Origin of the sequence: Streptomyces ziwulingensis (assembly GCF_039542605.1) — a bacterium.
In the GTDB taxonomy this organism is placed as follows: domain Bacteria; phylum Actinomycetota; class Actinomycetes; order Streptomycetales; family Streptomycetaceae; genus Streptomyces; species Streptomyces ziwulingensis.
The window spans coordinates 1-2,534 of the sequence record NZ_BAABIG010000099.1; the positions used below are offsets into that span (position 1 = coordinate 1).

The window sequence follows — 2,534 nt, forward strand, 5'->3', positions numbered from 1 at the left end:
AGGAGATCGGCACCCGGCTCCAGCAACAAGGACACAAGACGAAACGCCTCCCGGTCAGCCACGCCTTCCACTCACCCCTGATGGCCCCCATGCTCGACGCCTACCGCTCTGCCCTCAGCGGCCTGTCGTTCGCCACACCCAGCATGCCGATGGTGTCCGCGGTGACCGGCGAACCCGTGACCAAGGAGATCGCCTCGCCGGACTACTGGGTCGAACACGTACGGCGCCCCGTGCGCTTCGCCGACACCGTCCGGGCCATGGAGAGCGAAGGCGTACGGACGTTTCTCGAAGTCGGCCCCGACGGCGTCCTGACGGCCCTGATCCCCGACTGCCTGAGCGAACCTGACACGTCCGCGGCCGTCGCCTTACTGCGCCGGGGCCGACCCGAGCCCGGGTCGGCGGTCACCGCGCTGGGCCAGATCTTCGTGCGCGGTGCGGACGCCGACTGGTCGGCGTTCTACACCGGCTCCCGGGCCCGCCGGGTCGATCTGCCGACCTACGCCTTCCAGCGTGAACGGTACTGGCTGCTGCCCTCCACAGCCGATGAGCCGGCCGCCGAACCCTGGCAGTACCAGGTGGTGTGGAAGCCACGGGGCGGCACCCGTACGAGCGGCGCGCCCACCGGGACGTCAAGCAGGGCGACCTGGCTCGTGTGCGTTCCCCAAGGGCTTGAGGAGAGCGAGGCCGCCTCCGGGATGCTGGAGGCTCTGCACGCCCACGGTGCGCGTGGCGTCGTCGTCGGCGTCGACGGCCGTCACCCCGACGCGGAGTCACTCGCCCTGCACGTCCGGCGACTCGCAGGCCCAACGGCGGCCGAGAAGGCCGACGAGGCATCCCGGGCAGTCGACGCGGCGACCGAGTCGGAGGCGGTGGAGACGGACAGCCGGCCCCTGGGCGGCGTGCTGTCCCTCCTGCCCGCATTGTCGCAGGAGACCGGCCCGCCCGTCGCCGCCGCCGCGCTGGCGGTCGTCGAGGCCGTCGAGCTGGCCGGCACAGCGGTCCCCGTCTGGTGCGTCACCGCCGGGGCCGTCGCCGCGCAGCCGGAGGACGCGGTGGACCGCCCCACGCAGGCCGTCCTGTGGGGCCTGGCACGAGTCCTCGCCTGGGAGCGGTCACGGTACTGGGGCGGCGTGGTGGACCTGCCCGCCGCTCCGGGACCGCGGGACTGGGGGCGCCTGGCCGCCGCGGTCATGGCCCCGCACGGCACGGACGACCAGTTCGCGGTGCGGCGCACCGGCACCTATGTCCGCCGTCTGGCTCCGGTGAACCGTGCCCTCCCCCACGACGGCGAGGCCGGCACCGCGCGGGGATGGCAGCCCCGGGGCACCGTTCTCGTCACCGGCGGCACCGGCACGGTGGGACGGACCGTCGCACGGTGGCTCGCCGCCCGGGGAGCCGGGCATCTGCTGTTGACGGGCCGGGACGTCGCCTCCGCCCCCGGAGTCACGGAACTGGTGGACGACCTCGTCGCCCTCGGGGTCGGCGTCACGGTGGCGTCGTGCGACGAGACCGACCGGCAGGCCCTCGCCGAGGTGCTCGCCTCGGTGCCGGCCGAGCACCCGCTGACCGCCGTCGTCCACGCCGCGGGGCTGGACGAGGCGCACGACGCTCACCCCGGCCTCGCACCCTCGGCGGCGGGAGAGTGCGGGCCGGTGATCGACGCCCACACGGCGACGGTGTGGAACCTGCACGACCTCACCCGGAGCGCAGACCTCTCCGCCTTCGTACTCTTCTCGCCGGCCTCGGCCACCCTCGCTGGCCCCGGCCTGGGCGGCGCCGCGGCCGGGCAGGCCCTCGCCGACGCGGTGGCTGAGCACCGGCGCGCGCTGGGGCTGGTGGCCACTTCCGTCACCTGGGGCCCATGGACGACCACGCACGGCACCGCCTCGCCCCAAGCCCCGGACACCGACGGCCTCCGTACGCCAGCGCCGTCCTGGCGGCAGAGCCTTGTGCCCCTCCCCACCGACGAGGCCCTGTCCCTGCTGGGCGACGTGGTGGGGCGGCACCGCACCTGCGTCACCATCGCGCGAGTCGACTGGGAACGGTTGCTCGCCACGGGCCTCCCCCCGCGCATCCGGCAAGCCCTGCAAGACCTCCCGGACCTGCGTGCCGCGCTCGGCGCCCACAGCACGGACGACGCCGAGCCCGCCGCCGGAGCCGGATCCGCCGCGCTGCGCGCACACATCGCGAGCCTGAGCGGCCAGGACCAGGAACGCCACCTGCTGCGCCTGGTGCGCACCGAGGTCGCCGCGGTCCTCGGCTACACCGACCCGGAAGTGATCGACGGCCGGCAGGCCTTCAGCGACCTCGGCCTCACCTCCCTCACCGCCGTCGAGGTACGCGATCGACTTCACGCGGCCACCGGGCTGCGCCTCCCGGCATCCGCCGTCTTCGACTACCCGACCCCCGACGCCGTCGCCCGCCATCTGAGGGACCTCCTGCTGAGCACGGACGCGACGGAGGCCGCCACCGCAGTCGTGGCCGCCGACGCCTCGGAGCCGATCGCGATCGTCGGTATGGCGTGCCGTTTCCCG

General features: G+C 74.4%; 1 protein-coding gene. It reads left to right on the top strand.

Annotated features, from left to right (window positions below; genetic code table 11):
* Positions 1–2,534 (top strand): type I polyketide synthase (locus ABEB00_RS34920; RefSeq protein WP_345624752.1); only part of this gene is annotated, 2,534 nt, incomplete at both ends.